Source organism: Pontimonas sp. (genome assembly GCF_031581085.1).
GTDB lineage: Bacteria > Actinomycetota > Actinomycetes > Actinomycetales > Microbacteriaceae > Pontimonas.
The window spans coordinates 61,022-68,351 of sequence record NZ_JAVLBO010000006.1; the positions used below are offsets into that span (position 1 = coordinate 61,022).

The 7,330-nt window shown below is 62.0% G+C and carries 6 protein-coding genes and 1 tRNA gene; 4 read left to right on the forward strand and 3 right to left on the reverse strand.

The window, feature by feature from the left end; all coding sequences use genetic code 11:
- Positions 1–13: 13 nt before the first annotated feature.
- Complete coding sequence (pyk, locus tag RI518_RS03195) at positions 14–1,459, forward strand: pyruvate kinase (protein ID WP_310689331.1); 1,446 nt, start codon at positions 14–16, stop codon at positions 1,457–1,459.
- An 87-nt stretch (positions 1,460–1,546) separates the two neighbouring features.
- On the opposite strand, the gene RI518_RS03200 is transcribed toward pyk, so the two are convergent.
- Positions 1,547–2,083, reverse strand: coding sequence for a hypothetical protein (locus RI518_RS03200; protein WP_310689332.1), 537 nt, complete (start codon positions 2,081–2,083; stop codon positions 1,547–1,549).
- Between the two features lie 255 nt (positions 2,084–2,338).
- A tRNA-Leu gene (locus tag RI518_RS03205) sits at positions 2,339–2,424 on the reverse strand.
- 45 nt (positions 2,425–2,469) lie between these two features.
- Between RI518_RS03205 and RI518_RS03210 the strand changes: the two genes are divergently transcribed.
- Positions 2,470–3,093, forward strand: coding sequence for a response regulator (locus tag RI518_RS03210; protein ID WP_310671049.1), 624 nt, complete (start codon positions 2,470–2,472; stop codon positions 3,091–3,093).
- Positions 3,094–3,145: 52 nt separating this feature from the next.
- On the opposite strand, the gene RI518_RS03215 is transcribed toward RI518_RS03210, so the two are convergent.
- The gene (locus RI518_RS03215) at positions 3,146–3,580 is read right to left on the reverse strand and encodes a hotdog fold thioesterase (RefSeq protein WP_310671048.1); all 435 of its coding nucleotides are present in this window, start codon (positions 3,578–3,580) and stop codon (positions 3,146–3,148) included.
- 45 nt (positions 3,581–3,625) lie between these two features.
- Between RI518_RS03215 and polA the strand changes: the two genes are divergently transcribed.
- Both polA and RI518_RS03225 read left to right on the forward strand, forming a co-directional pair.
- Positions 3,626–6,265 carry a DNA polymerase I gene (gene polA / locus RI518_RS03220; RefSeq protein WP_310689334.1) on the forward strand — a complete coding sequence of 880 codons (2,640 nt, stop codon included), beginning with the start codon at positions 3,626–3,628 and terminating at the stop codon, positions 6,263–6,265.
- A 121-nt stretch (positions 6,266–6,386) separates the two neighbouring features.
- On the forward strand, positions 6,387–7,330 hold a 944-nt coding region (locus RI518_RS03225; RefSeq protein ID WP_310689335.1), incomplete at its 3' end, for a S1 RNA-binding domain-containing protein.

Consider the following 7,330-nt stretch of genomic DNA (forward strand, 5'->3'; position numbering starts at 1 on the left):
TCGGGAGATGTTCATGCGCCGTGCCAAAATTGTCGCCACCCTCGGGCCCGCAAGCAACAGCTACGAGCAACTGCGGGCGCTGATCCGGGCGGGTGTCAATGTGGCGAGGTTTAACCTCAGTCACGGCAGCCACGCGGTCCACGAAGAGGTCTACGCCAACCTCATGCGGGCCGCTGCCGATGAAGACCAACCCGTGGGGGTTTTGGTGGACCTACAGGGCCCCAAGATTCGTTTGGAGACTTTTGCGGACGGACCTCACCTACTGAGCGCCGGCGAAACCTTCACCATCACCACCGAAGACACTCCGGGAACGAAAGAGCTGGTGGCAACCACCTTTAAAGAACTTCCCCACGATGTGGCCCCCGGTGACACGCTCCTGGTGGATGACGGCAAAGTGCGCCTCGAAGTGGTCGAGAAGACGGCGACGACCGTCGTGACTAAGGTCATGGTCGGTGGAATGGTCTCCAACAACAAGGGCATCAACCTTCCCGGCGTTGCGGTCTCCGTGCCGGCGCTGTCAGAAAAGGACGAAGCAGATTTACGCTGGGGGCTTCGCCAAGGCATCGACTATGTGGCGCTGAGTTTTGTGCGAAACGCCAGTGACGTCGATCGGGTGCGCGAGATCATGGCCGAAGAAGACGCCACCGTGCCGGTGATCGCGAAAATTGAAAAGCCCCAGGCCGTCGACGCTCTGGAGGACATTGTCGACGCCTTCGACGGAATTATGGTCGCCAGAGGGGACCTGGGCGTCGAACTCCCCCCGGAGACGGTGCCGATCGTGCAAAAACGCGCCGTGGAAATCGCCCGCCGGATGGCCAAACCCGTCATCGTGGCGACCCAAATGCTCGAGAGCATGATTTCTAGCCCCGTTCCCACCCGCGCCGAGACCTCCGATGTGGCCAACGCGGTGCTCGATGGCGCTGATGCCGTGATGTTGAGCGGCGAAACCAGTGTGGGGCAGTACCCGATCGAGACCGTCGAGGTGATGGCGAGAATTTTGGCCTCCACGGAGGAGCACGGTGTCGAGCGCATTCCTCCCCTGGGCACGAAGCCGCGTACCCAGGGCGGCGCCATTACGCTGGCTGCCGTCGAGGTGGCGGACTTTGTCGAAGCCAAGTTTTTGTGCATCTTCACCGAATCGGGGGATTCGGCTCGTCGAATGTCGAGGCTTCGCTCCCTCATCCCCATGCTGGCGTTTACCCCGCGTGAATCGATCCGCCGTCGACTCTCCCTGAACTGGGGAATTCAGAGCCATAAGGTCGATCGGGTGACCCACACCGATGAAATGTATCGACAGGTCGATGAGGTACTACTCGGCGAAGGCTGGGCCGAGGCGGGGGACACAGTGGTGGTCATTTCCGGTTCGCCTCCCGGAAGCCCGGGGAGCACCAACGACCTGCGCGTCCACGTCGTCGGTCACGCCAGGGGCGGTGCCGCACCCGCCTGGCAGGACAAGTAGGCCGCTCACCGTCCTGCAGTGCCCGAGGTGATGTGAGCCTGCGAGGCGCTGCTAGCCCGCGAGTCGCTGTGAGCCTGCGAGGCGATGCTAGCCGGCGAGGCGGGGGTGATCGCTCTGCCGGTCAACACGCCATTTGGTGTGCCTGATGGCGAGCTTCACGCTGGAGGCGAGGAGTTTTTCGTGACTCGGCGCAATCACGGGCTTCTCAGCGGCCTGGCGCGAAAACGCCATCAGCAGCGCGAAGGGCTCCAGGCGGGAAGTGAGCGGCAGCATCCACACGCTCGCGAAGCCCGAGGTCTCCAGTGGGGAGGAAATATCGGGGTGAAGTGTGCCGGTGGAGTTCAGGGCATAACTGGTCGCCTGCGGGCTGGCCAGGGCGAGCGCCAGTGGGGTGGGAAACGACAGCCTGAGCTTGGAGAAGTCTGCGGGGGAGCCCGGCATGCGGGCTCGCCCGCCCTCGTTCAGCGTGTTGTCCTCGAGCAGGAGGAGCGACGCGCCGTCAATCTTCTGTCCCAGAGCAGGACTGGAGGTCAACAGCGCGCAGACTTCATCGAGGTTGCGACTGGTGCCCAGTTGGTCGATGAGCTGCATGACGCGAAGCGTGTCTGTCACGGGGTGGGCCACCCCCTCCGAAGGCTTTGAGCGTGCACCGACAAGCGTGGAAGGGATGTGGTGCTCCCCGGAGGGGGTGTCCTGCGGGACCAGAGCGACAAGTCTGTCGACATTGAATGCCTCCTCGTGTCAGTCCCCGTGAGCGTCGGAGAATAGTGAGGGGTTTCCTCTGGTGGATTCCCTGATGAGCACTGTAGGCAGTGGGCCTGCTCGCTGGGAGGCGGTGTGGGGGATACCCGTACATTAACTAAATCTGAGTAAATTATGTGGTGCCGGATGTGGGATTTGAACCCACACGCCCTTTCGGACAAAGCATTTTGAGTGCTCCGCGTCTGCCATTCCGCCAATCCGGCTCCAGCGCTCACGCTGTGCCAAAGACGATACCGTAGGCTGGAAATATGAGCGACCAGGCCCCAGCACCCACCTCAGAGCGCACCGTCGTCGTGGCCGAAGATGAATCACTCATCCGCATCGACATCGTCGAAACACTCACCGACAACGGCTTCAGGGTCGTCGGCGAAGCCGCAGACGGCGAAAAAGCCGTCGAACTGGCGCGCGAGCTGCGTCCCGACCTGGTCGTGATGGACGTCAAAATGCCCCTGCTCGATGGAATTAGTGCGGCGGAGATTCTCACCGCCGAAAAAATTGCCCCCGTCGTGTTGCTCACCGCGTTTAGTCAACGAGAACTGGTGGAGCGCGCGACAGAAGCCGGCGCCCTGGCCTACGTGGTCAAGCCTTTTGGGCCCAATGACCTCATTCCGGCCATCGAAATTGCGCTCAGTCGCTCCGCGCAGCTGCAGGCTCTAGAGGATGAGGTTCTCGACCTCGCCGATCGTCTAGAAACGAGAAAATTGCTCGACCGGGCCAAAGGAATCTTGAACGACACGATGGGGCTCACGGAGCCCGAGGCTTTCCGTTGGATTCAAAAAGCCTCGATGGATCGTCGCTTGACCATGCGGGAGGTCGCCCAAACGGTGGTGGACCAACTCGCCAGCCAAGCAGAACACCCCCAAGGGGGCTAACACCGGGCCTGGAAGGGCCGGACCGAACCAGGGGCTACGCGAGCCCAGGGGGCTAGTCGCGGGGCAGATCTTTCAAAAAGTTGGTCATTCGAACCGTGGAGAGCCTTCGGCCCTCGTCGTCGGTCATGACGATCTCGTGGGTGGCGAGGCTACGGCCCAAACTCACTGCCCGGCAGTGGCCGTGAACCAGGCCCGTTGTCACGGATTTGGAGTGGCTGGCGTTGATTTCAATGCCGACGGCGATGCGCCCGGGGCCGGCGTGGACCGCGGCCGAGAGCGAACCCAGCGATTCGCCCAGCACGACGTGAGCGCCGCCGTGGAGCAAGCCAATGATTTGACGATTGCCCTCCACGGGCATGGTGGCCATCGATTCCTCCGCGCCGAGCTTGGTCAACACAATGCCCATCTTTTTGGCCAACTCCCCGCCCTGGGTGGTGACCAGTCTCTCGATGAGGGCCGGGTCGAGATCGGGGGGAAATTCAGTCATCGGGAGACCTCCGGTGGCGGTGAATGGGCCGGCTAGGCTGGGCTAATGGATTCCGCTGACAAGCCTACTCTGATGGTCATCGACGGCCACTCGCTCGCCTTCCGGGCCTTCTACGCCCTGCCCCTAGAAAGCTTCGTCACTCCCGAAGGTCAGCACACCAACGCCATCCACGGGTTTCTCTCCATGCTGCTGAGCCTGCTGAAAAAGGAACAACCGACCCACCTCGCGGTCGCCTTTGACGTCTCTCGCTACTCGTTTCGCACCCGCGAATACCCCGAATACAAGGCCACTCGAGGCGAAACCCCGAGTGAGTTTGTGGGCCAGATTCCGCTTCTGCAAAAAGCCCTCGAGGCAATGGGAATCATCACCCTGCAGAAAGAAGACTTTGAAGCCGACGACATTCTCGCCACCCTCGCCAGCCAAGGTGAAGCATCAGGTTTCCGCGTGTTCGTCGTCTCCGGTGACCGCGACACCCTGCAATTGGTCACCAGGGACGTCACCGTTCTCTATCCGAGCTCCCGCGGGGTCTCCGAACTCAAGCGCTACACACCCGAGGCGGTCTTTGAGCGCTACGGCGTGAACCCCGAGTCGTACCCGGATATTGCCGCCCTGGTGGGTGAAACCAGTGACAATCTCATTGGCATCGACAAAGTGGGGGAAAAAACCGCCGTCAAGTGGATCACCCAGTACGGCTCACTGGATGAACTCCTCGCCCACGCCGACGAGATTGGCGGTGTGGTGGGGGGAAACCTGCGCGAGCAAAAAGAGCGCGCGGTGCGAAACAGGGGACTAAACGCCCTGGTGCGAGACGTCGAGCTCACGGTTACCCCGGAGGACCTGGTTCGAGGAGAAATCGACCGAGACGCTGTCACGGACATTTTCGGCCAACTGCGCTTTCGCACACTCACCGAACGCGTGCTCGCTCTGGCCGGGGAGAGCCCTGCGGTGGCCACAGATGCCACACCCGCTACCGCAACGCCCACGCCGCGCGCGCTGCTCGATGAGGAACTCGAGCACTGGCTTGGCCAACACCCGGGACCGCTCAGTATCATCCTGCGACCAGCCCCCGCGGGCCTGCTCTGTGGGGTCTCCGACGGGAGCGACGTCATCTCCGTCGTGCACACCGAGGGCTCAGAAGACGCCGCACCACTGCAAAAGGCGTTGAATGATCCGGGTCGACAGTGGTGGTGGCACCACGCGAAGGATGACCTCCACGTCCTGTCTCAGGCCGGCTGGGACGCTCCCGCCGTCATCCATGGCGACCTCCGGGTCGCCTCTTGGATGCTCGCGCCCGGTCGAAAACTTCCCACCCTCGCGGGGCTGGTCGAGGAGCTTCTGGGCGAATCGAGTGTCGCCACAGACCCGAACGCCCTCATCGATGTGAGCGCCGAGGGTGTGCTCGATGCCTGGTGGCTCCACCGGGTGTATCCCGCACTGCGGGATGCCCTCCCCGCCGCGCAGCGAACGGTGTACGAAGAAATGGAACTGCCGCTGATTCCCATCTTGTGGCGGATGGAACAGTTGGGTATTGCCTCCGACCGGGCGGCCTTGGAGGCTCTCGATGCGCAGTTGTTGGCCGAGGCGGGCGAACATCAGCGCCGGGCCTTTGAGGCCATCGGCCACGAGGTGAACCTGGGCTCGCCCAAGCAGCTTCAGGGTGTGCTCTTTGACGAGTTGGCGATGCCCAAAACCCGGCAAACAAAGACCGGCTACTCCACTGACCAGCAAGCCTTAGCCGAGCTCCAAGAAAGCCATCCCCATCCCTTCCTGGATGCCCTGCTGGGCCACCGCGATCAGACCAAGCTGCACCAGATTGTCGAGGGTCTCGCCACGGCTGTGGGCGAGGATGGGCGCCTGCACACCACCTTCGACCAGACCGGAACGAGTACGGGGCGACTGTCCTCGTTAGAGCCCAATCTGCAGAACATTCCCGCCCGGACCGACATTGGCCACCAGATTCGAGCCACTTTTGTGCACGGGGGCAGCGCGGAGGGATTACTCACCGCCGACTATTCGCAAATTGAGATGCGCATCATGGCCCACTTTTCGGGCGATGAAGCCCTGATTGAGGCGTTTCGTCGCGGTGAGGACCTGCACAACTATGTGGGCGCGCAGGTGTTCCAGGTCGAGCCCGATGCGGTGACCCCCGCGATGCGCACCAAAGTCAAAGCCATGAGCTACGGGTTGGCCTACGGTCTGTCGGCCTACGGTTTAGCCAAACAGTTGCGCATTGCCCCTTCGGAGGCCAAAAACCTGATGGGCGACTATTTTGAGCGCTTTGGCCGGGTGCGCGACTATCTGCGCGACGTCGTCGAGACGGCGCGGACCGCCGGCTACACCGAAACGTTTTTTGGTCGCCAGCGCCCCTTTCCGGAACTCAATTCGTCGAATCGGATGGTGCGCGAATCGGCCGAGCGCGCGGCGCTCAACGCCCCCATGCAGGGCACCGCGGCCGACATCATTAAACGCGCCATGATCGCCATCGACGCCCGGCTGCGCGAGACGGCGATGGCTTCGGCCATGGTGCTCCAGGTCCACGATGAGCTCATTTTTGATGTTGCCGTGGGGGAGCGCGACGCGCTCGAGGCCCTCGTGCGCGAAGAAATGGAGGGTGCGGCCGAACTCGACGTGCCCCTCGAAGTCAACCTCGGCTTCGGTGCCCACTGGGACGCTGCCGCTCATTAGCGTTTGCTCGCACTCTCGCCCCGGGCTACACTGAGGGGTCGCCCATTGGGCGCATTTACCCTGTCCACGTCCGAGGAATAAGCCCTCGGCCCGAATAACCCCCCGAGAGAACCCCTACCGAATGACACCCTCCGCGACTACCGGCCCGAAGCAAATCGCAATCAATGACATCGGCTCCGCCGAAGACTTCCTGGCCGAAGTCGAAAAAACTCTGAAATTCTTCAACGACGGCGACCTCATCGAGGGCACAGTTGTCAAGATCGACCGCGACGAGGTTCTGCTCGACGTCGGATACAAGACCGAGGGCGTGATTCCCTCCCGAGAACTCTCCATTAAGCACGACGTAGACCCCAACGAGGTCGTCGGTGTGGGTGACCCGATTGAAGCCCTCGTCCTCCAAAAGGAAGACAAAGAAGGCCGGCTCATTCTCTCCAAGAAGCGCGCGCAGTACGAGCGCGCCTGGGGTGATGTGGAAAAGATTAAAGAAGACGACGGCGTCGTCACCGGCTCGGTCATCGAAGTGGTGAAGGGTGGCCTGATCGTGGATATCGGTCTGCGCGGCTTCCTGCCCGCGTCGCTGATCGAACTGCGACGAGTGCGCGACCTTACCCCCTACCTCGGTCAAGAAATCGAGGCCAAAATTCTTGAACTCGACAAAAACCGCAACAACGTGGTGCTCTCGCGTCGGGCACTGCTGGAGCAGAGCCAGAGCGAGACCCGAAGCTCTTTCCTCACCAATTTGGAAAAGGGTCAAATTCGCAAGGGCGTGGTCTCCTCCATCGTGAACTTTGGTGCCTTTGTGGACCTCGGCGGAGTCGATGGTCTCGTCCACGTCTCTGAGTTGAGCTGGAAGCACATCGAGCACGCCAGCGAGGTCGTCGAAGTCGGTCAAGAGGTGACCGTGGAAGTCCTCGAGGTCGACATGGACCGCGAACGGGTGTCGCTCTCGCTCAAAGCCACCCAGGAAGATCCCTGGCAGCTGTTTGCGCGCACCCACGCGATCGGTCAGATCGCGCCCGGTGCGGTCACCAAGTTGGTCCCCTTCGGCGCGTTTGTCCGCGTGGC